This is a genomic window from Tardiphaga sp. P9-11 (assembly GCF_008329525.1).
Lineage (GTDB): Bacteria > Pseudomonadota > Alphaproteobacteria > Rhizobiales > Xanthobacteraceae > Tardiphaga.
On the sequence record NZ_NPKQ01000009.1, the window covers coordinates 176589 to 201271 of the forward strand.

The window sequence follows — 24683 nt, forward strand, 5'->3', positions numbered from 1 at the left end:
CCTCGCAATGACGGAAGCGATGGCAGAGATTTACTGAATGAAGCGCGGATCGGCGAGCTTCGACAGATCCGGAATTTCCTTGATCACGCCGATTTCGAGCAGCAGCTCGGCAGCTTCCTTCGAGAACGCCTGGTGCTCGCCAGCGAAGAACTTCTTGTTCGCTTCCTGATCCTGCCAGCGCAGATACTGCGCGGAGGCGCCGAACTTCTCGCCGGTCTGCTTCACATCGGCGCCCATGATCTCATAGGACTTGGCCTGCTCGGCCTTGATCATCGCGACGGCTTCGAAATAGCTCTTGGCCAGTGCCTTCACAGCACCTTCATTATCGGCGATGAATTTCGGTGTGCAGCCGAAGGTGTCCATGATCATCGGATAGTCGAGCGTGGTGGCGATGATCTTGCCGGCTTCCGGCTTCTCGCGCACCGCCGACAGATAGGGCTCATAGGTCATCGCCGCATCGTTCTGACCGGCGATGAAAGCCTGTGCTGCCGGACCCGGCTCCATGTTGACGACGGAAACGTCCTTCACCGAGAGACCGCTCTTCTTCAGGAACCAGGCGAGCGTGAAATAGGGCGCGGTGCCCGGCGCAGAGGCGGCAACGGTCTTGCCCTTCAGATCCTTGATCGATGCGGTGCCGGCGCGCACGGCCATGCCGTCGGCGCCATAGGACTTGTCGAGCTGAAACAGCTGCGTGGTGGCGACGCCGTTGGCATTCCACACCACCCAGGTCTCGACCGTCGTGGCAGCGCATTGCACGTCGCCCGAGGCGATGGCGAGATGGCGGCTGGCCTGCGGTACCTTCTTGATGGTGACGTCGAGACCATTCTTGGCGAAGATGCCGGCTTCCTTCGCCAGCGTCAGCGGTGCAAAACCGGTCCAGCCTGAAATGGCGATGGTGACCTTGGTCTGCGCCGCAGCCGGGGTCGCAACGAGAGCCGCGAACATGGCGGCGACGGAAACTCCAATCAACTTCATAACGCACTCTCCTCAGCCAGATTTAGAATGATACTGCATGGCAACATGGCGGATTGCCAGAGTCAATTTGCGCGGCTATGCCGCGGCAGATGATTCATGTCGTCCTCACGATCGCAGCCCCGTCGGCGTGAAGCGTGCGGTGAGCTGATACAAATCGTTCGGATAAGTGACGCGCACCGATGTGATGATCTTGTTCTTGCGCCAAGTGCGGCGCTCGACCACGAGGCAGGCGGCCGGCTTCTTCAGCGTCAACGCTTTCAGCGCGATATCGTCTGCCAGAGACGCGGTGATCCGATGCTCCGCCTCATTCCACGGTACGTGACCGAGCAGCCAGGTACCGGGCGGCACGCGCGTGAAGTCAACCTCGGATGCAGGCGGCACCACGTCGAGATTGATCAGGCGCTCTTCCAGCGCGAAAGGCCTGCCCTTGGCGATGTGTCGGCAGCTCAACACCAATACGTCGCAGCTCTTGTCGATGCCGAGACGTTCGAGATCGTCCTTGGTCGCCTTGCGCCGTTTGCGCGTGAGCAACTCATAAGCATAGGCCTCGCCGCGCTTGGCGATCTCGGCCTGGATATCCGGAATATGCAGCACCGCAGACTGCACCAGCGGCTTGGCAACAAAACTGCCGACGCGGCGCTTGCGCTCGATGACGCCGGCGGCAGCGAGACCTGACAGCACCTTGTTCACTGTCATCCGTGAACAGTTATAGCTCTCGACCAGTTCATGCTCGAACGGAATGCGATAGCCGGGCGGCCAGCGGCCGGAGAGGATATTCTCTTCGAGATCGGCACGGATGCGCTGATACAGCGCCTGCGGCGCGGTGTGCGCTTTTCCGTTTGCCGATTTTGATACGCGCGCTGTCGCCATCAGAGTGCCGCCAGCCGCTGCACGACACGCCGATAGCGTTCAGTGATGGATGCGCGCTTGATGTGGCGACCGCCGTTGACAACCTGCTTGCCGCCAACGAAGACGTCGGAAATCGCCGACTTGCCGGCAACAAAGGTCGCGGCATCGAGCCATCGGTCACCGGTGACGGCACAGAGATCGGGATGCGCGGTGTCCAGCACGACGATATCGGCACGTTTGCCAACCGCAAGTGCGCCGATGGCACGGCCTGAGGCCTGCGCACCGCCAACCAACGCATGCTCATAAAGTGCACGGCCGGTGGACTCGCCCTCATGGCGCGCCACGGCATTGCGGACGCGATAGACGAGACGCTGGCTGTATTCGAGCTGCTTGAGTTCGCCGGGCGCCGTGATCTCGATGTTGGAATCGCTGCCGACGCCGAACACGCCGCCTGCATCGATGAAGCGCGGACCTTCGAAGATACCGTCGCCGAGACTTGCTTCGGTGAGCGGGCACAGGCCGATGACGGCCCCTGCTTTCGCGACACCGGCGGTTTCTTCGGGTGTCATATGGGTCGCGTGAATCAGCACCCAGCGCCTGTCGACCGGCATGTGATCCAGCAGCCACGCCACCGGGCGCTGACCGGACCAGGCGATACAGTCGTCGACTTCCTTGGTCTGTTCGGCCACGTGGATATGTACGGGACCGTCAGGCACAGCCTTGAGGACTTCATTTAGTGTGTCTGGCGTGATCGCGCGCAACGAATGCGGCGCGATGCCGATGGCAGCGTCATCGAGGCACTGAATAGCAGCGCGCGACTTCTCCAGCAGCGCCAGAAAGCGCGTGGGATCATTGACGAAACGGCGCTGACCATGAATAGCCGTGGCGCCACCGAAGCCGCTGAAATTATAGAAGGACGACAGCAGCGTCAGACCGATGCCGGTCTCGCCGGCCGCTGCCGCGATGCGCGTACCCATCTCCGCGAGATCGCCATAGGGAGCGCCGTTCTCATCGTGGTGCAGATAGTGAAACTCGGCCACCGAGGTGAAGCCACCTTCCAGCATCTCGGCATAGGCGAAAGCCGCGATGGCCTCGACGTCGTCCGGCGTCAGCGTATCGATGAAGCGATACATCAATTGCCTCCAGGTCCAGAAACTGTCCTGCGTGGCACCGCGGATTTCGGTGAGGCCGGCCATGCCGCGCTGAAACGCATGGCTGTGCAAATTGGGCAATCCCGGCAGCGCCACGCCGCTGATGATTTCAGCGTCAGCGCTGCTCGAATTCGCGGCAACGGCCGTGATGGTGCCATTCTCGATCGTGAAAATCACGTCGCGCGCCCAGCCTGACGGCAGCAGCGCATGTGCGAAGAACAGCCTTTTTGCAGCACGTTGCGTGCCCATAGCGATTGCCTGTTGCATTCAAAAGACGCTCGACAATAAGCGAGGCCGCTGATTATGTATAGACATACGACGTCCCGAATTTACGGCAGTCCGTCATGACCTTCGATACCATCTGGACCAATGCACGCCTTGCGACCATGGCGCCCGGCACGCCCGGCCTCGGGATCGTGGAGGGCGGGTGCATCGCAGCAAAGGATAGCCGGATCGCTTTCGTCGGACCGGTTTCGGAGCTGCCGGGTGCCAACGCCAAGACCCGCATCGATTGCGATGGGCGCTGGATCACGCCGGGGCTGGTCGATTGCCACACCCATCTGATCTATGGCGGCAATCGCGCCACGGAATTCGCGATGCGGCTCGAAGGCGCGAGCTATGAGGAAATTTCGCGCGCCGGCGGCGGCATCGCTTCGAGCATGAAGGCGACGCGCGCAGCGAGCGAGGTGCAGCTCGTCGCCAGCGGATTGAAGCGGCTCGACCACCTGCTCGCCGAAGGCGTGACGACCATTGAGATCAAGTCGGGCTATGGGCTCGACAAGGAGACCGAGATCCGCTGCCTCAAGGCCGCGAGGCAGCTCGCGAGCGAGCGCGACGTCTCCGTCGTGACATCATTTCTCGGCGCGCATGCGATGCCGCCGGAAGCCAATGGCGACAAGGACGCCTATATCGACAGGGTCATCGCCGAGATGCTGCCGGCGATTGCCGAACTGAAACTCGCCGACGCCGTCGACGCGTTCTGCGAGGGCATCGCATTTTCGCCGGAGCAAACGGCGCGGGTGTTCGACGCCGCCAAGAAACTCGGCCTGCCGGTCAAGCTGCATGCCGACCAGCTCTCCAACCTGCATGGCGCGAAGCTCGCCGCCGAACATGGCGCGCTCTCCGCCGATCACCTCGAACATACCGACGAAGACGGCGTGATCGCGCTGACCAAGGCCGGCACCGTCGCCGTCGTGCTGCCCGGCGCCTACTACACCCTGCGCGAGACACAGGCGCCGCCGATCGCGCTGTTCCGCAAACATGGGACGCATCTGGCGCTGGCGACTGACAGCAATCCGGGCACCTCGCCGCTGACGTCGATCTTGCTCACCATGAATATGGGCGCGACGTTGTTTCGCATGACGGTCGACGAGTGTCTGCTCGGCGTGACGCGTGAGAGTGCGCGGGCGCTCGGCAAGCTTAGGGAGATCGGCACACTGGAAACGGGCAAGGTCTGCGACCTTGCGATCTGGGACATCGAACACCCCGCCGAGCTGGTCTACCGCGTCGGCTTCAATCCGCTTCACGCCCGCGTCTGGCACGGCCGGACCTCCGCGACATCCAAATAAGGATCGACATCATGGATCGCAGCAAGAACAGCCGCATCGTACGCAGCCCGCGCGGCACCGAGCTTTCCGCCAAGGACTGGCTCACCGAAGCGCCACTACGCATGCTGATGAACAATCTCGATCCGGAAGTGGCCGAGAACCCGAACGAACTGGTGGTCTATGGCGGCATCGGCCGTGCCGCGCGCAACTGGGAAGCCTTCGACCAGATTGCCAAGTCGCTACGCGAACTCAACAATGACGAGACGCTGCTGGTGCAGTCCGGCAAGCCGGTCGGCGTATTCAAGACGCATGCGGATGCACCGCGCGTGCTGATCGCCAATTCCAACCTGGTGCCACGCTGGGCGACATGGGAGCACTTCAACGAGCTCGATCGCCGGGGGCTGATGATGTACGGCCAGATGACGGCGGGGTCGTGGATCTATATCGGCTCGCAGGGCATCGTGCAGGGTACCTACGAGACCTTTGTGGAAGCCGGACGGCAACACTACAACGGCGACCTCTCCGGACGCTGGATTCTCACCGCCGGTCTCGGCGGCATGGGCGGCGCGCAAACGCTGGCGGCGACCATGGCCGGCGCGTCGTGCCTCGCGGTCGAGTGCCAGCCGAGCCGCATCGAGATGCGCTTGAAGAGCCGTTATCTCGACGTGCAGGCGAAAGACCTCGACGATGCTCTGGCAATCATCGAGAAGGCCAACAAGGAGAAGAAGCCGGTCTCGGTCGGCGTGCTTGGCAATGCCGCTGACATCTTCCCTGAACTGGTCCGCCGCGGCGTTAGGCCAGACATCGTCACCGACCAGACCTCGGCGCATGATCCGGTCAACGGCTATCTGCCGCAAGGCTGGACGCTGTCCGAATGGGAAACCAAGCGCGCCAGCGATCCGCGGGCCGTCGAGAAGGCCTCGCGCAAATCGATGAGCGAACACGTCCGCGCGATGCTCGACTTTCACAAGATGGGCGTGCCGACTGTCGACTACGGCAACAACATCCGCCAGATGGCGAAGGAAGAAGGCGTCGACAACGCGTTCGACTTTCCCGGCTTCGTGCCAGCCTATATCCGCCCGCTGTTCTGCCGCGGCATCGGCCCGTTCCGCTGGGCAGCGCTGTCCGGCGATCCCGAGGATATCTACAAGACCGACGCCAAGGTGAAGGAGATCCTCGGACACAACAAGGCACTGGTGAACTGGCTCGACATGGCGCGCGAGCGCATCCAGTTCCAGGGCCTGCCGGCGCGCATCTGCTGGGTCGGCCTCGGCGATCGCCATCGCCTCGGCCTCGCCTTCAACGAGATGGTGGCGTCTGGAGAGTTGAAAGCGCCGATCGTCATCGGCCGGGATCATCTCGACTCCGGATCAGTAGCAAGCCCGAACCGCGAGACCGAAGCGATGAAGGACGGCTCCGACGCCGTGTCGGACTGGCCGCTGCTCAATGCGCTGCTCAACTGCGCATCTGGTGCAACCTGGGTGTCGCTGCATCACGGCGGTGGCGTCGGCATGGGCTTCTCGCAGCATTCCGGCATGGTCATCGTCGCCGACGGCACGCCGGAAGCAGCGAAGCGTCTCGAACGGGTGCTGTGGAACGATCCGGCCACCGGCGTGATGCGTCACGCGGATGCCGGCTATGAAGAAGCCATCGCCTGCGCCGAGGAACATCACCTCAATCTGCCGTCGCTGCACGCCAAAGGCTGAGCGCGGCGCCATGCAGATCCTGCGCGCCGCAAACTACAAAGTGATGCCCTGGAAGAACGGGCTGGGATCGACCACGGAGATCGCGATCTTCCCGGCGGATGCAAAACTGGACGATTTCGACTGGCGCGTCAGTATGGCAATGGTGACGAGCGACGGACCGTTCTCGTCATTTCCCGGGATTAATCGCACACTTCTGGTCATCGATGGTGCCGGCATCGACCTCAATGTCGACGGCTGCGCACCTGTGCGCATTGATCGCAATACGATCCATTCCTTCCCGGGCGATCAGCAAACGTCAGCGACACTGATCGACGGTTCCATTACAGATTTGAATGTGATGAGCAGGCGCGGGATCGTCTCACAGCATGTGCGACGCATCAACGTCATGAAGCATCGAGACTTTATAGTTTCTGCACAAACGTTTCTGTTCGTCGAGCATGGTACTGCGACCATACGGTCGGCATCCACCGTCGACAGACTGTCGGCGCATGATGCGCTGCTTGTCGAACGAGGATCAACACCTGTCACCATTGAGTCTCATGCGACGGCACGTGCCGTCATCATCGAATTCGGTAGATAGGCGTCACCGGACCGCCGATTTTGATGAGGCCATAAATTACGGAAAGGCCATCCAAATCAAATATATAACCAAGAGTGATTACGTATATATGATTGGTAACGAATCGCTGCACCACTCAGTCTGACTCATGACTTAATTGCGAGGCTGGACATTCAATGCACAGGCGGCATCTCAATATTCCCATTGAAATTGTTCGCACCGTCGTTGCCATTTCAGAAACAGGTAGTTTAACCAAAGCTGCGGAACAATTGGGATTGAGTCAGCCCGCAGTGAGTTCGCAAATCAAGCGCCTCGAACAACTTGTTGGCGGTTCGCTGTTCAGCAAGACGCCGAACGGAAGCTGTCCGACCGATCTCGGCAAGCTGGTGCTTGCGCAAGCCCGCAAGATTATCGAGGCCAACGATCAGGTGCTTGCACTCGGCGGAACCGATAGTCATGGCGAGCGGCTTCGTTTGGGCCTGAGCGTCGTCATGGCGCAGCGCTTCGTGGCCCAGCAGAGCCCAACCAATCTCGATGATATACATATCCATGCCGGAATGTCCGCCGAGATTGCGACAGCGTTGATCGAGGGTCATGTCGACATCGCATGTTTTTTCCAGCGAGGAGAGATCAATTCCGATCTGGCTCCACTTGTTGTTGATGAATCCGAGGATCGGCTGGCATGGGTTCGCGCGAAATCATTCTTGCTCAGCCCCGGCGCACCTATCCCGGTCATCATCTGGACCAACGATGACTGGATGCTTCATACGCTCTCGCGACATGGCCTTTCCTATCGGATAGCCTTCAGCAGTCAGGACTACAGCGCAAAGAAGGCCGCCGTCGAAGCCGGTATTGGACTGACGGCTGTTCCCAGCCGGATCATTCCGCCGGGACTGGTTTGGGCCAAGGATTATTGCTTGCCGGAGCTTCCGACCATCAAAGCCCTGCTCTGCATTCGCCCCGGCCTGACGTCGCCGCGAGTCATAGAAATCAAGGATCAGCTCTCAGCAATGTTCCTGCACCCGGCACTGCCCAAGGAAAACGACAAAGTTGCCTGACGAGGCTGCATATTTCAGAGAGCAGGCCGAGCGCTGCGAAAAGCTGGCGCGGGAGAATGATGACCCCACGATTCGCGAGCGGCTGCTGAACCTGGCTACGGAATACGCTCGCCGCGCGGAAAGGAAGCCTGTACAGCCCCGCGGCCGGCAATCGCCGCGGCCGGAGCGGCGCTGAGCGAAGACGCGTACGTTGCCTGGCACAACTACGTCTCTGACTTGATGCTTGAACCCGGCGCGGCGGACAATGGGGCGCGCGCCAACGCCGAACGACGATGATGAATGAGATTGTCGAGTCGCTGCGCTGCCGAGACCAGCGTCGCCATTTCCAGTGCGTCCTCGTCATTTCGCATCGTCTTCGCCAACTGCGCGGTGAGAAGGTCGTCGACCTCCTGTTCGATCGCGCACAGTTCCGCATCGTCCGGCGCCGCCCTAATCCGGCGCGGCAATGTGTAAAGTGCGTTGAGCGTCGTCTCCCGGTGATCGGGCGGGCGAATGCCGAGGAACCGCCAGGCGGCAGCGAGTATCGAGGCCAGAGCGCCAAGGAGCATGGGTGCGAGATAGATGTCATCGCCGTATTTATCCATGAAGCTCTGCTCGGTGCCGTTATAGTAAGCGGCGGCGCCGGGATGGACGGGGATAAAGGCATCGGGATCGGTGTCGGCAGCGGCGATACCGGCCAGTTGCGGTTGCCCGGCAATCAGATCGCGGCGCGCCGCGACCACCATTTCGGTCAGACGCGCGATCACGCTGGAATGGAGCTTCTTGTTCGCGACCAGATAGTAACTGACCCGAAGCGTTGTCACGTCATCATCCGGGACGGGCGGCGCACCGCGGAGCGACCCTTTCGGAATGTCGAAGCTTTCATAGGCACCGTTGGCATCGGCAATGGCGCCGGCGGCGTCGATCGGGATCAACACCGGCGCGCCGGTTTTGAACAGACCGCGCACCTGAGACAAATACTTCTCAGTCAGCGGGATCACGACCAGCAGCGCGCTGACTTCCCGGGCCTCCACTACGCGCCGGGTGTCGCTGACTTCGAGATTCTTGAATGTGACCCTCGCACTCGTCAGGTCATATTGTTTGGTCAGCGCATCGACCAGCTTGCGATTGACCTCACCGCCCACCACACCGACGGTGCGGCCGCGCAGGCCCTCGACACTGGTGATCTTCGAGCCGGGCGGCGCGATCAGCATGACAACCGCCTTGGCCATGACGGCAACGGCGCGCGCCTCGGAGAGATCGCCGACATCGGCCCGGACCACAGCGAGATCGACCTTACCGGAAGAGAATGCCTTGCCGGCATCGACGGCGTTGTCGAAGGTCTCGAAATCCAGCCGGATCGGCGACTTCTTGTTGGCGAAATGGCTGGCGATGATTGCCGCCGTCTTGCCGGCTTCGCCATCGATAGATCCGACTGCCAGCTTGAGCACGGTCGGACGCTCGATATAACGCCAGGTCAGAAGGCCGCCGCCCAGCACCAGACCGAAGATGCCGGCCAGCAGAAGCACCCTGCCCCAGAACGGGAAAGCAATGGATCGCACGCTCATGTTCGGTCCTGCGCGGTCCCGCAAATTCGCTGAGGCCCCGCCCGTATGCCATCATGCGCGGGCCGTCAGCGAAAATCCATCTTTGCAGAGATGATGAAAATCCAGCAGCGCGTAGCGAACGAACAATCGGCCGGAGTGTCTTAACGCTCCAGGTCGCCCGTCTTCGGCAGGCGAGAAGCGGTGCCAGAGCGCCTTTTTATAATCATTCTAATAACATACGCGCGTTTGTCTTGACCTTGTCAGAACGCTGCTCGACAAGGTCCGGCATGACCGCCCACCCGACTGCATCTGAAACATCCGTACACGAGTTGCGCCTCGGCAATGCGCCGCGCGGATTCATCGGGACCATCGTGGCATTGCAGCCCGATATTGCAGGCGCAGCCGAGAGCGGCCACGAGCTCGAACGGCATCTGCTGGAAATGGGCTTCACCGAAGGCGCGCGCGTCGAGATCCTGCATCAGGGCGCCATCCAGCGCGATCCGATCGCGGTGCGCGTCGACAATATTACGATCGCCGTTCGCCGGCGCGAAGCCATGGCAGTTGTTGTGAAATGACCCATACAGACGTGACCACCGAGCGCTTTCATCTCGCGCTGGTGGGAGCCCCCAATAGCGGCAAGACATCGCTCTTCAACGCACTCACCGGCAGCCGCCAGAAGGTGGCGAATTATGCGGGCGTCACCGTCGAGCGCAAGGCAGGCGCCTTCGTGACGCCGGCCGGCCGTCAGGTGACGCTGCTCGACCTGCCCGGCACCTATTCGCTGCGCGGCCGCAGCCCGGATGAAGAGATCACCCGCGACGTCGTGCTCGGCAAGCGCCCCGGCGAAGCTGCGCCCGATCTGGTCCTGTGCATCGCCGACGCCACCAATCTGCGCCTCACGCTGCGGCTGATCCTGGAACTCAAGCGTACCGGTCGCCCGCTGCTGGTGGTGCTCAACATGTTCGACATCGCGCAGCGCCGCGGCGTCAGCATCGATGTCGACGCGATGTCCGCAGCACTTGGCGTGCCTGTCATCACCTCGATCGCGGTGAAGAAGGCCGGCGTCGAGGAACTGCGTCACCGCACCGACGAATTCGCCACCAATATGCCGGCGGTCACCGCCGGCGACGGCTGGACGCCGCTCGGCCTGTCCGAGATGAAAACGCTGCAGCGCGAGGCTGACCGCATCATCCGCGAAACCGTCACGATGCCGAGCAAGCCGGACACGCTGACCACGCGCGTCGATGCCGTGGTGCTGCATCCCGTCGCCGGTCTCGTGATCCTCGCGCTCATTCTGTTCGTGATGTTCCAGGCGGTATTCTCCTGGGCGCAGCCGCTGATGGAACTGCTGTCGGATTCCTTCGGCGCGCTGGGCACACTGGTGGCGCAGGTGCTGCCCGAAGGAATCATCCAGAGCTTCCTGCAGAACGGTCTGATCGCCGGCGTCGGCAGCGTGCTCGTGTTTCTCCCGCAGATCATCATCATCTTCCTGTTCATCCTGCTGCTGGAAGATTTCGGCTACATGGCGCGCGCCGCGTTCCTGATGGACCGCGTCATGGGCGGCGCCGGCCTGCACGGCCGCGCCTTCATCCCCCTGCTGTCGAGCTTCGCCTGCGCCATTCCCGGCATCATGGCGACCCGCGTGATCGACAATCGCCGCGACCGCCTCACTACCATCCTCATTGCGCCGCTGATGACCTGCTCGGCGCGCATCCCGGTCTATACGCTGATCATCTCCGCCTTCATTCCGGCCGAGACCGTCTGGGGCTGGGTCAATCTGCAGGGCCTCGTGATGTTCGGGCTCTATATCGCCGGCATCGGCAGCGCGCTGGCGGCGTCCTTCGTCATCAAGTTCTTCATGTGGCGCGACTACCAGCCGGCGCCGTTCATGCTGGAATTGCCGGACTACAAGCTGCCGCGCCTCAAGAGCATCGCCATTGGTGTCTACACCCGCGCCAAGATGTTCCTGCAGCGCGCCGGCACCACCATCCTGTCGATGATGATCCTGATCTGGTTCCTCGCCTCATTCCCGCAGGCGCCGGCCGGCGCCGAAGGGCCAGCGATCAATTACAGTCTTGCGGCCATCATCGGACACGCGCTGGAGCCGTTCTTCGCGCCGCTCGGCTTCAACTGGCAGATCACGGTGGCACTGATCCCCGGCATGGCGGCGCGCGAAGTCGCGGTCGGCGCGCTCGGCACCGTCTATGCGATCGAAGGCGGCAAGGAAGCGGCAGACGCCATCGGCCAGGCGCTGGCCAGCAAATGGAGCCTTGCGACGGCCCTGTCGTTCCTGGCCTGGTTCATCTTCGCCCCGCAATGCGCCTCAACATTGGCCGTGATCCGCCGCGAGACCGGCAGCACCAAGTGGATGGTGGTGACGTTCCTCTACATGTTCGCACTGGCCTATGTGGCGAGCCTGATCACCTACAATATCGCGAAGGCCGCCGGGCTGGGGTAGCGCACCCCCACGACGACGTCGTCGCCTCAATAGCCCGCTGCGAGGCCATCCTTGCGCGGATCGGATCCGGCGACATAACCGCTGTCGATCCTGCGCACGAGCTGCGCGCCACCAAAGCCGAAAGCTGAATCCGGCGGCTCGCGCTCGATGACATGGCCGCGGCTGGCGAGATCGGCGGCGACATTGTCCGGCACCGCCGTCTCGATCGCCACTTTCAACCCGGCCACATAGCGCCAGCGCGGCGCATCCGCTGCGGTCTGCGGATCCTGTCCCCAGAGCTGCATGCGCAGCATGATCTGCAGATGGCCCTGTGCCTGCATAGGACCACCCATCAGGCCGAAGGCCATCAGCGGCTCTTTGCCCTGCATGACGAAGCCCGGAATGATGGTCTGGAACGGCCGCTTGCGCGGGCCAACCTGATTGGGATGACCATCGGTCAGGACGAAACCGAAGCCGCGATTCTGCAGGCTGATGCCGGTGCCGGGCACGACCACGCCGGAGCCGAAGCCCGAATAGTTCGACTGGATATAGGACACCATCATGCCATTGGCGTCGCCGGTGGACAGGCACACCGTGCCGCCGGTTTTGGGTGCGCCGGCGCCGAAATCCTGCGCGCGGCTCATGTCGATCAGTTTGGCGCGTGACGCGAGATAGGCGGGATTGAGCAGATGCGCGACGGTGACATCGTGCATGTAATCGAGGTCGGCGGCGTAAGCGTAGACATCGGCGAAGGCCAGCTTTGTGGCCTCGATCTGCAAATGGAAAGCATCGCCGCTGTCGAGCACAAGACCATCGGTGCCGTAGGCTCTCATGATACCCAACGCCATCAGCGCGGCGATGCCCTGCCCGTTCGGCGGTATCTCATGCAACGATGCGTCGCCGAAATCCTGATGGATGGTGCCGCACCAGTCATTCTTGTGTGCGGCGAGATCAGCCTCTTCGAGCACCGCACCATGCTCGCGCGCAAAGTCAGCGATGCGCTGGGCGAGTTCGCCGCGATAGAAGGCTTCGCCTTTGGTCTCGGCGATCAATTTCAACGAATATGCATGGCCCGGCGCTTTGAAGAGTTCACCAGCCGCCGGCGCGCGACCGTTCGGCATGAAGGCTTCGGCGAAGCCCGGCTGGTTCTTCAGTTCCTCTGCGCCGCGGCGCCAGAGTTCGGCAATCACGGGCGAGACATTGAAGCCATTCTCCGCATAGGAGATCGCGGGCCCGAACAGATCCGCGAAGGGCAGCTTGCCGAAGCGCTCGGACAGATCGACCCAGGCAGAGACGGCGCCGGGTACGGTGACGCTTTCCCAGCCGCGGTGCGGGAACGTCTTGTGATTTGCAAATCGCTCAGGAGTCCATCCTGCCGGCGACCGGCCGGAGGCGTTGAGGCCGTGCAGCTCCTTGCCGTCCCACAGGATGCAGTAGGCGTCCGATCCGATGCCATTGCCGGTCGGCTCGACCACGGTCAGCGTGATCGCTGCCGCAAGCGCCGCATCCAGCGCATTGCCGCCGCGTTCCAGCATGCGCAACCCGGCCTGTGTCGCCAGCGGCTGCGACGCCGCCACCACATTGCGCGCCATAACCGGCGAACGGCGGGAGGCATAAAGTCCATCGTGTCTGTATTGCATGGTGTAACCTTGGGATACGCTCTGGCTTCGACAATAACCGTGGTTTTATGCCTTCGCGCCGAACTGTGATAGGGTCGAGGCGCAACCTTCCCTTTGGCCGCCGGATGCAAGTCATGCTCCAACGCAAAGGAGCACAGGTGCGTGGCACCTATGCTCCTTCATGGGATCAGGATTGTTGAGTATGCGCGCGCTTACACGCGCTCGATGATGATCGCCGGTGCCATGCCGCCGGCGGCGCACATGGTGACCAGGCCGCGCTTCAGGTTGCGGCGCTCGAGTTCGTCCAGAATGGTCCCGATCAGGATCGCGCCGGTGGCGCCGATCGGATGACCGAGCGCGATCGAACCGCCATTGACGTTGACCTTGTTGCGATCGAGATCGAGATCGCGGATGAACTTCTCGGCGACCACGGCGAAGGCTTCATTGATCTCCCACAGATCGATGTCTTCCTTCTTGAGACCGGCCTTTGCCAGTACCTTCTGCGCAGCCGGCACCGGCGCATTCAGCATCAGGGTCGGATCGTCGCCGATATTGGCCATCGCCACGATGCGCGCGCGGGGCTTCAGGCCATGCTTGTCGGCATAGGACTTCGAGGTCAGCAGCAGGGCTGCGGCACCATCGACCACGCCTGATGAATTGCCGGCGTGGTGGAAATGCTCGATCTTGAGATCCGGATATTTCTGGTTGATCTGCTTGCGATAGGTCATGCCCGCTGCATCGAGCGGATGATCGGCCATCGCAGCAAAAGCCGGCTTCAAACCGGCGAGACCTTCGGCAGTGGTTTCCGGGCGGGGGTACTCGTCTTTCGCGAGCACGATGTTGCCCTCGTCATCCCTCACCGGGACGATGCTCTTGTCGAAACGGCCTTCCTTGATCGCGATGGCTGCGCGACGCTGGCTTTCCAGACCGAGCGCATCGAGCGCCTCGCGGCTGATGCCCTCCATCGAGGCAATCGCGTCGCCACAGATGCCCTGATGCGACTGCGGATGCACCTTGGCGAGCCGCTTATTGCCCGAGCCCATGCCGAGCGGCGCCTTGCCGGCGGCCATGTCTTCGGCAGCCATCGCACCAGTGAGCGACATCATCTCGGTGCCGCCGGCGATGACGACGTCTTCCATGCCCGACATGATCTGCGCTGCTGCGAAATTCACCGCGGTGATGCCGCCACCGCAGAAGCGATCGAGGGTAGTGCCGGAAGCCTTGATGTCATAGCCGGCATCGAGCGCGGCCATACGGCCGAGATCGCCGCCCTGCTTGCCGCGCTGGGTCGAGGTCGACCAGATCACGTCATCGACGTCGGCGGTGTTGAGTTTATTACGCTCAGCAATCGCCTTCAGCACGGTCGCTGCCAGATGCTGCGGATGATGTTCAGCGAGCTTGCCCTTGCCCACTTTGCCGATGCCACGGGGCGTGCGGACTGCGTCAATGATATAGGCCTCGGCCATGCTCTTCTCCCAAGAGTTTTGAAGTGTTTTTCTGACCGCGAGATTGGCCAAGCGACTCGTGAAGTCAAGGTGCGCAGGCGGCATGCACGTCTGCCAAAATTGGCGGGCATCTGGCGCAATGTCATCCGCTACCGGAAAATTGGCACAACCCAGGCACGATATTATAACCATACCGGCGCTATGAGACTGAGGCGGCCGCGCCGCTGCACGCTCATTGCGCTCAACAGCCAGAAATCCAGGAACCTATCTTCATGGATCAGCCTGATGTCCCCCGCCGACGCTCTCGCGTATTTGCGCCTGGGCTCGCCGTCGCCGCGCTTTTGCTGCTGCTGCCTGTAGCAGTGTGGCTCGACCTGACCAATCTGGTTGACGCCGCCTTGCGCCGGCAGGCCAATGACCTGAACTCCGTGATCACCAGCGTGCGTGGTTATTACGCAACCAATGTGGTCGGGCGCGTGCTGGCCCATCAGGGCACCACGGAGGTGGTTCATAATTATGAAAGCGTTCCGGGCGCGATCCCGATCCCGGCGACGCTTTCCCTCGAACTCGGCCGGGTGATCGGCGCGCAGCAGGAGAACATCAACTACCGCTTCGTGTCGGATTACCCATTCCAGAACCGCGCGCCGCACCAGCTTGACGATTTTGAGAGGACATCGCTGCGCAGCCTGCGCGACAATTCCGAACAGAAGATCATCGACACCAAGGCGTCGCTGTTCAGCGACACCGTCCGCATCGTCGCGCCGGTGCTGATGGGCCCAGCCTGCGTCAGCTGCCACAACAGCCATCCGGAAAGTCCGAAGAAAGATTGGAAGGTCGGCGATGTCCGGGGCATTCAGGAAGTGATCATCACGCAGCCGATCGCGGCGAACCTGTTTTCCTTCAAGTTCCTGCTGGCCTATTTCGCTCTGGCGGCCGTCAGCGGCGTCTCGTTCCTCACTTTGCAGCGTCGCCAGTCGCGGCGCATTGCCGGCATGAATCAGGAGCTGGAGGCCAACAACGATTTCCTCGCCACGCTCTCGATGAAGATTTCACGTTACATCTCGCCACAGGTCTACAAGAGCATCTTCAGCGGCCAGAAGGACGTCACGATCCATACCGAGCGCAAGAAGCTGACGATCTTCTTCTCGGACATCCAGAATTTCACGGCCACGACAGAGCGGCTGCAGCCGGAGCTGATCACGCATCTGCTCAACGAGTACTTCACGGAGATGTCGGCGATTGCCCACAAATATGGCGGCACCATCGACAAGTTCATCGGCGATGCGATGCTGATCTTCTTCGGCGACCCTGATACCAAAGGCGATCGTCAGGACGCGCAGGACTGCCTGCGCATGGCGTGGCGGATGCAACGCAGACTGCTTGAGCTGAATGCGAAGTGGCGCACCGAAGGCATCGAGGAACCGTTCAAGGCCCGCATCGGCATCAATTCCGGTTATTGCAATGTCGGCAATTTCGGCAGCGCCGATCGCATGGACTATACGATCATCGGTGCAGAGGCCAATCTCGCGGCGCGCCTGCAGTCGATCGCCGAGCCGGGCGGCATTGCCATCAGCTATGAAACCTTCGCGCTGGTGAGCGACATCATCACCTCGCATCCGCTGCCGCCGATCACCATGAAAGGCATCAGCCGCGAGGTCGTACCCTATGCGGTGGACAGCATCATCGACGACAAGCCGGTGCAAACCGATATCGTCGTTGAACGCATGCCGGGGCTGGATTTCTATCTCGACCCGGCGGCCGTGCGGCCCAGCGACACCGAACGCCTGCGCTCGGTACTGAACAAGGCCCTGGCCTCGCTGGATCGCAAGGTATAATCGGCCGTAAAAGTGGCGCCCTGAGCGCCACACAGCTGTGTCTATCGCCGGCAGGCAGGTTGCCCCGATTCAGCGAACACCATAGTCATGGCTGAACGACGCTGCGCCTGAAGAACTGCCCGGAATCAGATGCTCCAAGACGATCTTAGCCTGCAGGATAATCCCGGCCTTGCCGCCATGGCGGACACGCTCGCCCGATCGACCGATTACCGCGTGCTGCGCCGGCTGATCCCGCGCACCGAATTCGCGCCAGCCAATGGCCAGCCGACCAGATCCGGCATTCTTCTCGACGTCGAGACCACTGGCCTCGATCAGGTTCGCGACGAAGTCATCGAACTCGCGATGATCAAGTTCGACTATCTGCCGGACGGCAGCATCACGCGCGTCGCGGATATCTTCACCGCATTCAGCGAGCCGTCGCGGCCGATCCCGCCGGAGATCACCGAGCTGACCGGCATTACCGACGAGATCGTCGCAGGGCACCGCATCGATCCGGAGGCAGTCGCCAAATTCGCCGACAACGCCGTCATCGTCATCGCGCATAATGCGAGTTTCGATCGCAAATTTTCCGAACGCTACTGGCCCGTGTTTCAGCACAAGGCCTGGGGCTGTTCCGCCACGGAAGTGGACTGGCGCAAACACGGCTTCGACGGATCGCGCCTGGGCTATCTGCTCGCTGGCGCCGGCTTCTTTCACCAGGCGCACAGGGCGATCGACGACTGCCACGCACTGCTGGAGATTCTCGCCTTTGAACTGCCCGACCTGGGCGAACCGGCGCTTGCAGTTTTGCTGGAGCGCGCCCGCAAGAAGACGATGCGAGTCTGGGCGGAACAGTCGCCTTTCGATCTCAAGGACGAACTGAAGCGACGCGGCTATCGCTGGAGCGACGGTTCCGACGGCCGGCCGAAATCCTGGTACATCGACGTCGAGGAAAGCAAAGAAGCGAGCGAAATCGAATTCCTGCGCAAGACGATCTATATGCGCGATGTCGAGCCTCGCGTGCAAGCGCTCAGCGCGATGAGCCGGTTTTCAGTACGCGCCTAGCGCGGCTGGCCCAGGCGGGCCAGCCTCTCGCTTTTAGCCGCGCGACCAACGGTCAACGTTCCATGCAGACTAGACCGGCTGCAAACCGAGCGCCTGTGCCGCCTCGATCCAAACCGGCAATTCCTTCTGATACAGCGCATTGGTCTCCTTGAAGCCGAGCGCCGGTTCGAGCACGAAGGTCTTCAGCACTTCCTTTACTTTCGGATCGCTGTTGGCCGCTACACAAAGCTGCGACAGCCGATCAACAATTGGCTGCGGCGTCGCCTTGGGTACGGCCCAGCCCGTGAAGCCGCTGACGGTGAAGAATTTCGACGTTGCGCCCTGCTCGGGCAACGTCTTCACGTTGGGGATCGCGTCGACCTTCTTCGAATGCACGGCGAACACAACACCACGGTCGCCTTGCAGCACGGTCTGCGCAGCGGTGTAGCTGCCCATCGCAAAATCGATCGAGCCTTCCGCCAGTCCCGTCCACATCGGCGCCTCACCGCGATAGTGGATCGGCTCGATCTTGAGGCCATACTGCTTGTTGAGTTCGTTGATCGTCATATGCGGAGCCGAGCCGACACTATAGGTGCCGAAGTTCACTTTGTCGTTCTTGCGCGCGAAGGCGACGAAGTCCTCCAGTGTCTTGACGCCGGATTTCGGACTCGCGACCAGCGGCAATCCGGCGCCGGGAATGACGCTGACCAGCGTCAGATCCTTGTCCATGTCGTAACCGGGCGTCTTCAGCATCACCCGGTTCATCACATAGGTGGTCGAGATGGAGCAGAGCATCGTGTGGCCATCAGGCTCGGCGCGCGCGACTTCCGCCGTGCCGATGGCGCCGGATGCGCCAGCCTTGTTTTCGATGACGACGGTCTGCCCGACCTGCTTGGAGATATATTCGCCGAAGGCGCGCGCCAGGAGATCGGTCTGCCCACCGGCCGGATAACTACAGATCATACGGATCTGCCGCGACGGCCACGCTGCTTGTGCCGAAGCATCGCGCGCAACGAACGGCATGGCGACCGCCGCCGAGCCCGCAGCAATGAAGTGACGACGATTGATGATCGCAGACATGTTTCCCTCCCTGTTTTTTACGACGGTATCCGATCGCTCCGACCTCCGCCACGACGATAGACAGGACAGATTGGCGCATAGGGAAAGCAAATCGCTTTCAGCCCCGCAGGACTGCACACATCGGCACGCGCCATCTGGATCGAAACGCAGCGGTGCAGTAGTGTCCGCGCCAACTAAAAATGCCGGACCGTTCGGATCTGGCGCGCACACATCACTTGAGGAATGAAACACCATGGCGCGGAATATTCTGATTCTCGGAGCTTCTTACGGCTCATTGCTGGCTACAAAGCTCTTGATGGCCGGTCACAACGTGACCCTGATCTGCCGGAAGAACACCGCAGAGCTCATCAACCGCGACGGCACTGAAGTACGCATCAAGCTGCGCGACGAACCCAATCACCGCGCCATCTTCTCGCGCGACCTGCCGGGGAAACTGGATGCGACGTCGCCCGACAAGGTCGATCTGCCTCGATACGATCTGGTCGGCCTTGCGATGCAGGAGCCGCAATACACCAACCACACGATCCGCGTTCTGATGATCAAGATCGCCGCGGCGAAGCTTCCGTGCCTGTCGATCATGAACATGCCGCCGCTGCCCTACCTCAAGCGTATTCCGGGGCTGGCCGACATGAATCTCGAAGAGGCCTATACCAATGCCCAGGTGTGGGAGCGTTTCGAGCCCGGACTGGTGACGCTGTGCTCGCCCGATCCGCAGGCCTTCCGGCCGCCGGAAGAAGCGGCGAATGTCCTTCACGTGGGCCTGCCGACGAATTTCAAGGCATCGGCCTTTGCCGATCCGGCTCACAATAAACTGCTGCGCGAACTCGAAGCTGACATCGACGCTGTGAAGCTCGATGGCCAGGACGTGCCGGTGAAGCTGAAGGTATTCGACTCGCTGTTCGTCCCACTGGCGAAGTGGTCGATGCTATTGACCGGCAACTATCGCTGCATCACGCCCGAAGAGCCGCAGTCGATCCGCGATGCCGTTCACGGCGATCTGAACGTATCACAATCGATCTACGAGCATGTCGATGCCGTGGCGCGGCGCCTCGGCGCTGATCCCGGGGATCAGGTACCGTTCGCGAAATACGCCAAGGCGGCAGAGAGCCTGCTCAAGCCATCGTCGGCGGCCCGTGCGGTGGCTGCCGGTGCGCCTTTCATCGAGCGGGTCGATCTTCTGGTGAAGCTGATTTCGCATCAACTCGGCATGACAAATGCAAATATCGACCGTACGGTCGAAGTCGTCGATCAGAAGCTCAACGAGCGGCTGGAGTCCGGCGCTGGAATCTGACGCGCCATTCCGATCGTTCGCAGCAGCACGTCCATCGGTCTCCCGACGAACAGTCGTCGCGAGGCCGATGTTGCGAAAGGCACCCGCAGTCTACGCGATGACCATGATCTCGAGCTCCTGGGCACCTGCGCCGACGACATCGCCGACGGCTTTGCCCATGAGCGACTTCGCGACAGGAGAGACGAAAGAGATCGATCCCGCCTTGGGGTCCGCTTCGTCCTCGCCCACGATCCGATAGGTCTGCACGCGCCCGTCATTGCGGCTAAAGGTCACCGTGCTGCCGAAAGCCACAGTATCCGTTGACGTCGGGGCCGGGACGAGCCGGGCCGTGCGCACACGTGCCGTAAAATAACGCATATCGCGCAACGGGATCGCCGCCTGCCGCCGCCGCTCGTTCACGTCATCGATCGCGCTCGCCGCGTCATGGGCCTCGCGCGCCTGTCGAAGCTGTAACTCCAGCGCCTTCAACCCGGCCTCGGTCACGAGGTTCGGATGCGGCGAAATCGGGCGGTCGGGCAACTGCGTTTCCGACGCCGTTTCGGCACTCTCTTCCTTGGTGAAAGCAACGCTCACTCTCGAACTCCGGTTCGGCGCGGTCCGCACTGACGGTGCAGATGGCGATTATCCCACCGGTTTGTCAAAACCATGCAGAAGTAGCCTGATCGCGCAAACCGGCCTACCCGATTTTTGCTGCTTTACGGTAGCGGGAGGCATCAACACAGCCATGTTCGAGCGGACGGTCAATCCGATTGTGTTTGCGATCTGAGAGGGTTATGGACTGGCTAGACCGATCCTAAACTGGATCGTGACGGACCCTGCCCTGACTGCAGGGTCTGACATGCCTCAATGCCGAACGCCGGCGGCGGTGCTCTCAAACCTCGCCGATCAAGAAAGCCGTCAGGAAGGAATTCGCCGTGTCCAAGTCGCCCGTCGTCACCATCGACAATCATCCAGGCCGCTCTGCGCAGACCATCGGGATTGCGCGCGTGCTGGGGACGGACGAGACGCTCATCCATGAGCCGTCGGTGGGCGTGGTAGGCACCAAAGGCGACAGCCAGTGTTACATGGGCGTGATGTCCAAGGTGGACGCGATCCATGAGAGCCTGAAGAAGCGGATCGGCCGCGGCGAAGGCCAGCTGCCCTATCGCCTGGTACAGCCGGAATACACCATCGCCACTTCGGACGGCATCCGCAACGGCACGCGCGAAATGCGCTATTCGCTGATTGGACGTGAAGTCACCAATGATGCGCTAAGCGAGCATCTGAGCGCCACCGGCTTGCTCGGCACTATTGCCGTGGTTGCCTGCGACAAACCTCCGGTCGGCACACTGGCTGCGCTGCTCGAACACAACGAGCCCGGCATCATCATGTCGGACGGGTCGATCCATCCGGGCGAGGACCCGAAGACCGGCGAGAAGCTGGACATCGTCAGCGCCTATCAGGTCGCCGGCAATGCGGACGCCGAATATCGCCACCACATCGCCTGCCATGCCTGCCCGGGCATCGGCTCGTGCGGCGGCATCTTCACCTACAACACGATGCAGACCTTCATCGGCGTCGTCGGCATGCAGCCGCTGCACATGGTGGCGCCGCCATCCGACGATCCGCGCCGCCTGAAGGAATTCCCGGAGCAGCTCGTCGGCTATCTTGCCAACATGATCGCCAAGGGCATCAAGCCGCGCGACATCGTGAGCCGCGACAGCATTCGCAACGCGGTGATCGTTTCGATGGCGATCGGCGGCTCGACCAATGTCACGCTGCATGCGCCGGAAATCGCGCGCGCGGCCGGCTTCGCCGACTTCTGGAAGGACGTCATGACGCCGGCGGAGTTCAACTACCTGTCACAATACATCGTGCCGGTGCTCACCGACGCGCGTCCCTATGGCAAGTATTCGATGGTCGACATCGATGCGGTCGGCGGCGTGCAGGTGATCGTGCGCGAACTGATGGAAGCCGGCCTGATTAATGGCGACGTGCTGACCTGCACCGGCGAAACGCTGGCACAGCAAATCAAGCGCCTGGAGACCAAGCCGGCCGACGGCAAGGTCGTCTATACCGTTGCCAAGCCCTACAAGCCGACCGGCGGCCTGCGCGTGCTCGGCGGCAATCTGTCGCCGGAGTTCTCGGCGATCCTCAAGCTCGCTGGCGTCGAAGGCGGCCTTGAGGACAATCTGTTCCGCGGCACCGCGCGCGTATTCGAAGGCGAACGCGGCCTGCTCGCAGCGCTCGACAAGCATCCCGAGCGTTTCCAGAACCACGACATGGTCATCGTGCGTTACGATGGCCCTGTCGGCGCACCCGGCATGCCGGAAATGCTCGATCCGACCTCGCGCATCACGACGCTGTGCCGCGAACGTGGCATCGTCGTCGGCCTGATGACCGACGCCCGCTTCTCAGGCGGTTCAGTGGGCCTCGTGATCGGCCATGTCGGGCCGGAAGCTGCGCTCGGCGGCGCCATCGCGCTGATCGAGGATGGTGACGAGATCGTTGCCGATCTCAACGTCAACGAGCTCAACTGCACGCAGCTTAAGGATCCTGCAGTCTACAAGCAGCGCAAGACGGCATGGGACAAGGTCGTCGCGGACAACGGCGGCATCCATCCGAATTGCGGCGACGCCGACACGCGCCTGCTGCATCGCGCCCGCACCAGCGCAGTCCCCGCCACCCGCGGCGCCGGCCTGCACCCCAATCGCGATGTTTGGGTGCGCAACCAGCGCGAAGCCGCGCGCTCGGGTTTCGTGCCGAAAAATACGCATCGTCCGGAAGCCAACAAGGCTTTCTAGACCTGAGGACAGGCGGTCAGGGCCGGGGTTGCTGCGAAGCTCCCGGCCCGAGCCATTTCCCGCCCTCTTCCATCAGCTCGTCCCAACGCGGCTGGAGCATTTTTCTTTATTGAAAGCATGATCTTATCCGAAAACCGGCATCCACTTTTCGGGATCATGCTCTAGCCCTCTCCCGCTTCGAGCATTTTGAGCGCCTCTCGGTTATCGGCGGCGCGCGCATCATCGATATAGGCGACGAGCAAACGGTTGATGGCGATCGAATCAAGCAGCCTGAATTCGCGGGGCCCGATCCAGCCATCAAAATAGCGGTCGATATAACCGATGGGGCTATCGCGCTCCTCCACCCAGTTCGGCCCGATCAGGGCTTGGGGGCGCAGTTCCCAGTAGCAGGAAACGAGATGGCCGCCCCTGGCAGAGTGGCCAAGGATTCGCTGACCGTCGCGTGGCGCCTCACTCATCGGCCGAAGGAAGTGGCCGTACTCACGTAAAATCCGCTCAACCTGCATGCAACGCGATTCCATTCACGGAGGCGCCGACGGGCACCGCGCAAACATCTAACGGGTCGCGCGTTTTTTGTTTCCAATGTCAGATGGGGCGGCTTGTTGCCGGCGTTTGCATCGCGTTTTGAGGCGTTCCAAACGTGACGCGAGAAGCTGCAGCCGACGCTGAAGGAGCGCTGTGGTTTAGGTGATCACAATAATGCGATCTGGAGTAAAACCAAACTGCTGCGGGTTAGGCGAGCAGGTATCTTGGTCCGCTAAACCTCTGCAAATTAAGGCATCTTTCAGCTTTCATTAAGGCGCCGATAAGCATGTCGTCGCGCCAATCCAAATCGCGTCGGGTTGTCGATTGCTGTGGCGAATGGGTGACAGCATTTTATGCAAAAGCTGTCTAAGTCCACGCCATAGACGGAGCGAACGCGCTCTCGCTCTAAAATGGTTTTCTGGAGAAGAAGAAAATGAAGAACTTCCTGTTGGGCACTGTTGCCCTGATCGCTCTGGGCGCTTCGGTTCCGGCAATGGCCGCTGACCTGGCCGCCCGTCCCTACACCAAGGCTCCGGCTTACGTTGCCGCCCCGATCTACAACTGGACCGGTTTCTACATCGGTGGCCACGTCGGCGGCGCGTTCAACGGCTCGAACGGCTTCGGCGGCACCTCCGACAATTCGGATGGTCGCTTCCTCGGCGGTCTGCAGATCGGCGCTGACTACCAGTTCGCTCCGAACTGGGTTGTTGGTATCGAAGGTCAGTACAGCTGGGTTGGTTCGAACAACACCAACGTCGCTTTCCTCACCACGCCAGGCGTCACCTACAACCTGAACCAGAAGGGCCTCGGCTCGGTCACCGGTCGTATCGGTTACACTTGGGGTCCGGCACTGCTCTACGTGAAGGGCGGCTACGCTTACTCCGACTACAGCGAATCGCTGGTCCTGACCGGCGTCGGCACTCCGGTTGCCTTCGCAGCTGGCACCAAGCATGACGGTTACACCGTCGGCGCTGGTCTCGAATACATGTTCACCCAGAACTGGTCGGGCAAGGTTGAGTACCAGTACTACGACTTCGGCAAGACCACCTTCACGACCCCGGTCGCGCTGGCTGGCGTGTCGTCCCGCAACGACGAGCACACCGTCAAGGCTGGCCTGAACTACCGCTTCAACTGGGGTGGCCCGGTCGTCGCGAAGTACTGAGCTTCACGCCTGGTTACAGGCCTCTGACTACGGAAAGGCCGGCGGAAACGCCGGCCTTTTTGTTTTACCCTTTGGTAACCTCGCAAGCCCCGCGACAGCCAAAGGTTGTCGG

Annotated in this window: 20 protein-coding genes; 11 read left to right on the forward strand and 9 right to left on the reverse strand. The window is 61.6% G+C overall.

All coding sequences use genetic code 11. The annotated features are described in order from the left end of the window. Positions 1–30: 30 nt before the first annotated feature. From CIW50_RS23950 to CIW50_RS23960, 3 genes are all read right to left on the reverse strand, one after another. Positions 31–975 (reverse strand): ABC transporter substrate-binding protein, encoded by a 945-nt coding sequence (locus CIW50_RS23950; RefSeq protein WP_149533669.1) that lies wholly within the window; start codon positions 973–975, stop codon positions 31–33. Between the two features lie 105 nt (positions 976–1080). Then, positions 1081–1845 (reverse strand): histidine utilization transcriptional repressor HutC, encoded by a 765-nt coding sequence (gene hutC, locus CIW50_RS23955; RefSeq protein WP_149533670.1) that lies wholly within the window; start codon positions 1843–1845, stop codon positions 1081–1083. After that, the gene (locus tag CIW50_RS23960) at positions 1845–3224 is read right to left on the reverse strand and encodes a formimidoylglutamate deiminase (protein ID WP_197738395.1); all 1380 of its coding nucleotides are present in this window, start codon (positions 3222–3224) and stop codon (positions 1845–1847) included. The genes hutC and CIW50_RS23960 overlap by 1 nt, the downstream gene beginning before the upstream one ends. A 95-nt stretch (positions 3225–3319) precedes the next feature. Between CIW50_RS23960 and hutI the strand changes: the two genes are divergently transcribed. The 4 genes from hutI (at position 3320) to CIW50_RS23980 (ending at position 7845) form a co-directional block, all read left to right on the forward strand. Further along, on the forward strand, positions 3320–4543 hold the full coding sequence (gene hutI / locus CIW50_RS23965; RefSeq protein ID WP_149533672.1) for an imidazolonepropionase: 1224 nt from the start codon (positions 3320–3322) through the stop codon (positions 4541–4543). A gap of 11 nt (positions 4544–4554) precedes the next feature. Then, positions 4555–6228, forward strand: coding sequence for a urocanate hydratase (gene hutU / locus CIW50_RS23970; protein ID WP_149533673.1), 1674 nt, complete (start codon positions 4555–4557; stop codon positions 6226–6228). 10 nt (positions 6229–6238) lie between these two features. Then, positions 6239–6808: a HutD/Ves family protein gene (locus tag CIW50_RS23975; protein WP_149533674.1), complete on the forward strand. Its 570-nt coding sequence runs from the start codon at positions 6239–6241 to the stop codon at positions 6806–6808. Positions 6809–6963: 155 nt separating this feature from the next. Next, positions 6964–7845, forward strand: coding sequence for a LysR family transcriptional regulator (locus CIW50_RS23980; protein WP_149533675.1), 882 nt, complete (start codon positions 6964–6966; stop codon positions 7843–7845). Positions 7846–8048: 203 nt separating this feature from the next. Here the strand turns inward: CIW50_RS23980 and CIW50_RS23985 are convergent, their stop codons facing one another. Then, positions 8049–9392: a TAXI family TRAP transporter solute-binding subunit gene (locus tag CIW50_RS23985; RefSeq protein ID WP_149533676.1), complete on the reverse strand. Its 1344-nt coding sequence runs from the start codon at positions 9390–9392 to the stop codon at positions 8049–8051. Between the two features lie 266 nt (positions 9393–9658). On the opposite strand from CIW50_RS23985, the gene CIW50_RS23990 reads away from it, so the two are divergent. Next, on the forward strand, positions 9659–9946 hold the full coding sequence (locus CIW50_RS23990; RefSeq protein ID WP_149533677.1) for a FeoA family protein: 288 nt from the start codon (positions 9659–9661) through the stop codon (positions 9944–9946). Next, positions 9943–11829: a ferrous iron transporter B gene (feoB, locus tag CIW50_RS23995; RefSeq protein ID WP_149533678.1), complete on the forward strand. Its 1887-nt coding sequence runs from the start codon at positions 9943–9945 to the stop codon at positions 11827–11829. The genes CIW50_RS23990 and feoB overlap by 4 nt, the downstream gene beginning before the upstream one ends. A 26-nt stretch (positions 11830–11855) precedes the next feature. On the opposite strand, the gene CIW50_RS24000 is transcribed toward feoB, so the two are convergent. Both CIW50_RS24000 and CIW50_RS24005 read right to left on the reverse strand, forming a co-directional pair. Then, entirely contained in the window at positions 11856–13448 is a 1593-nt protein-coding gene (locus CIW50_RS24000) for a gamma-glutamyltransferase family protein (protein ID WP_149533679.1), read from the reverse strand. Between the two features lie 191 nt (positions 13449–13639). Further along, positions 13640–14893 carry an acetyl-CoA C-acetyltransferase gene (locus tag CIW50_RS24005; protein ID WP_149533680.1) on the reverse strand — a complete coding sequence of 418 codons (1254 nt, stop codon included), beginning with the start codon at positions 14891–14893 and terminating at the stop codon, positions 13640–13642. 251 nt (positions 14894–15144) lie between these two features. Here CIW50_RS24005 and CIW50_RS24010 point away from each other — a divergent pair, with 251 nt between their 5' ends. Together CIW50_RS24010 and CIW50_RS24015 are read left to right on the forward strand one after the other, a co-directional pair. Continuing rightward, positions 15145–16707 (forward strand): adenylate/guanylate cyclase domain-containing protein, encoded by a 1563-nt coding sequence (locus CIW50_RS24010; protein WP_149533681.1) that lies wholly within the window; start codon positions 15145–15147, stop codon positions 16705–16707. Positions 16708–16836: 129 nt separating this feature from the next. Continuing rightward, positions 16837–17751: a 3'-5' exonuclease gene (locus CIW50_RS24015; RefSeq protein ID WP_246664435.1), complete on the forward strand. Its 915-nt coding sequence runs from the start codon at positions 16837–16839 to the stop codon at positions 17749–17751. Positions 17752–17820: 69 nt separating this feature from the next. Here CIW50_RS24015 and CIW50_RS24020 read toward each other — a convergent pair whose 3' ends face one another. Continuing rightward, a complete protein-coding gene (locus CIW50_RS24020; RefSeq protein WP_149533682.1) occupies positions 17821–18810 on the reverse strand; it encodes a Bug family tripartite tricarboxylate transporter substrate binding protein in 990 nt (329 codons plus the stop codon). 232 nt (positions 18811–19042) lie between these two features. Here CIW50_RS24020 and CIW50_RS24025 point away from each other — a divergent pair, with 232 nt between their 5' ends. Continuing rightward, positions 19043–20101 carry a ketopantoate reductase family protein gene (locus tag CIW50_RS24025; RefSeq protein ID WP_149533683.1) on the forward strand — a complete coding sequence of 353 codons (1059 nt, stop codon included), beginning with the start codon at positions 19043–19045 and terminating at the stop codon, positions 20099–20101. A gap of 90 nt (positions 20102–20191) precedes the next feature. Here CIW50_RS24025 and greA read toward each other — a convergent pair whose 3' ends face one another. Then, a complete protein-coding gene (greA, locus tag CIW50_RS24030) occupies positions 20192–20674 on the reverse strand; it encodes a transcription elongation factor GreA (RefSeq protein WP_149533684.1) in 483 nt (160 codons plus the stop codon). Between the two features lie 341 nt (positions 20675–21015). Between greA and CIW50_RS24035 the strand changes: the two genes are divergently transcribed. After that, the gene (locus CIW50_RS24035; protein WP_149533685.1) at positions 21016–22884 is read left to right on the forward strand and encodes a dihydroxy-acid dehydratase domain-containing protein; all 1869 of its coding nucleotides are present in this window, start codon (positions 21016–21018) and stop codon (positions 22882–22884) included. A 161-nt stretch (positions 22885–23045) separates the two neighbouring features. Here the strand turns inward: CIW50_RS24035 and CIW50_RS24040 are convergent, their stop codons facing one another. After that, positions 23046–23390, reverse strand: a complete 345-nt coding sequence (locus tag CIW50_RS24040) for a hypothetical protein (RefSeq protein ID WP_149533686.1) — start codon at positions 23388–23390, stop codon at positions 23046–23048. Positions 23391–23842: 452 nt separating this feature from the next. On the opposite strand from CIW50_RS24040, the gene CIW50_RS24045 reads away from it, so the two are divergent. Further along, positions 23843–24571, forward strand: coding sequence for an outer membrane protein (locus CIW50_RS24045; RefSeq protein ID WP_149533687.1), 729 nt, complete (start codon positions 23843–23845; stop codon positions 24569–24571). Positions 24572–24683: the final 112 nt, after the last annotated feature.

Coding starts and splice junctions, on each gene's coding strand:
- CIW50_RS24020 (WP_149533682.1), bottom strand. CDS start 18,810: ATGTCTGCGATCATCAATCGTCGTCACTTCATTGCTGCGGGCTCGGCG.
- CIW50_RS24025 (WP_149533683.1), top strand. CDS start 19,043: ATGGCGCGGAATATTCTGATTCTCGGAGCTTCTTACGGCTCATTGCTG.
- hutC (WP_149533670.1), bottom strand. CDS start 1,845: ATGGCGACAGCGCGCGTATCAAAATCGGCAAACGGAAAAGCGCACACC.
- CIW50_RS23980 (WP_149533675.1), top strand. CDS start 6,964: ATGCACAGGCGGCATCTCAATATTCCCATTGAAATTGTTCGCACCGTC.
- CIW50_RS23985 (WP_149533676.1), bottom strand. CDS start 9,392: ATGAGCGTGCGATCCATTGCTTTCCCGTTCTGGGGCAGGGTGCTTCTG.
- CIW50_RS24010 (WP_149533681.1), top strand. CDS start 15,145: ATGGATCAGCCTGATGTCCCCCGCCGACGCTCTCGCGTATTTGCGCCT.
- CIW50_RS23960 (WP_197738395.1), bottom strand. CDS start 3,224: ATGGGCACGCAACGTGCTGCAAAAAGGCTGTTCTTCGCACATGCGCTG.
- CIW50_RS23950 (WP_149533669.1), bottom strand. CDS start 975: ATGAAGTTGATTGGAGTTTCCGTCGCCGCCATGTTCGCGGCTCTCGTT.
- feoB (WP_149533678.1), top strand. CDS start 9,943: ATGACCCATACAGACGTGACCACCGAGCGCTTTCATCTCGCGCTGGTG.
- CIW50_RS24015 (WP_246664435.1), top strand. CDS start 16,837: ATGCTCCAAGACGATCTTAGCCTGCAGGATAATCCCGGCCTTGCCGCC.
- CIW50_RS23975 (WP_149533674.1), top strand. CDS start 6,239: ATGCAGATCCTGCGCGCCGCAAACTACAAAGTGATGCCCTGGAAGAAC.
- CIW50_RS23990 (WP_149533677.1), top strand. CDS start 9,659: ATGACCGCCCACCCGACTGCATCTGAAACATCCGTACACGAGTTGCGC.
- hutU (WP_149533673.1), top strand. CDS start 4,555: ATGGATCGCAGCAAGAACAGCCGCATCGTACGCAGCCCGCGCGGCACC.
- CIW50_RS24040 (WP_149533686.1), bottom strand. CDS start 23,390: ATGCAGGTTGAGCGGATTTTACGTGAGTACGGCCACTTCCTTCGGCCG.
- CIW50_RS24000 (WP_149533679.1), bottom strand. CDS start 13,448: ATGCAATACAGACACGATGGACTTTATGCCTCCCGCCGTTCGCCGGTT.
- CIW50_RS24045 (WP_149533687.1), top strand. CDS start 23,843: ATGAAGAACTTCCTGTTGGGCACTGTTGCCCTGATCGCTCTGGGCGCT.
- hutI (WP_149533672.1), top strand. CDS start 3,320: ATGACCTTCGATACCATCTGGACCAATGCACGCCTTGCGACCATGGCG.
- CIW50_RS24005 (WP_149533680.1), bottom strand. CDS start 14,893: ATGGCCGAGGCCTATATCATTGACGCAGTCCGCACGCCCCGTGGCATC.